Annotated in this window: 1 protein-coding gene; it reads left to right on the top strand. The window is 60.5% G+C overall.

Annotated features, from left to right (window positions below; genetic code table 11):
- Window positions 1–413 (top strand): FGGY-family carbohydrate kinase (locus JWG39_RS16205; protein ID WP_275889038.1); only part of this gene is annotated, 413 nt, incomplete at both ends.

The raw sequence follows: 413 nt of genomic DNA, 5'->3' as shown, positions 1-413 counted from the left end.
CCCTATCTGTCTGGTGAACGCACACCACATAACGATCCTGACGCATCCGGTTCTTTCTTCAATCTGCGCCATGAAACCCCGCGCGCCTTGCTGGGCTATGCGGTGGTTGAAGGCGTGGCATTTGGGCTGGCTGATGGGTTGAGTGTGCTCGGCGATGCCAGGCATCACATTCAGCAGTGCAGCCTGACCGGTGGTGGCGCACGTAGCACATTGTGGGCTCAATTGATTGCCGATGTGCTGCAACTGCCCATTGTTACCCATCCCGCCAGCGCATCTGGCGCGCTGGGTGCGGCACGTTTAGCGTGGCTGGCTGATGGCGGCCTTGAGCATGAGGTGTGTCTGAAGCCGGCTGTGCAGGCGTGCTACCAACCGGACGAGACGCGCGGTGCCGTGCTGCAAAAGCGGCTATGTCT

This window comes from Desulforhopalus vacuolatus, from assembly GCF_016918505.1.
Lineage (GTDB): Bacteria > Desulfobacterota > Desulfobulbia > Desulfobulbales > Desulfocapsaceae > Desulforhopalus > Desulforhopalus vacuolatus.
Note: the sequence above shows the minus strand (reverse complement) of the source record. Positions and strands in the feature narration are given on the sequence as shown.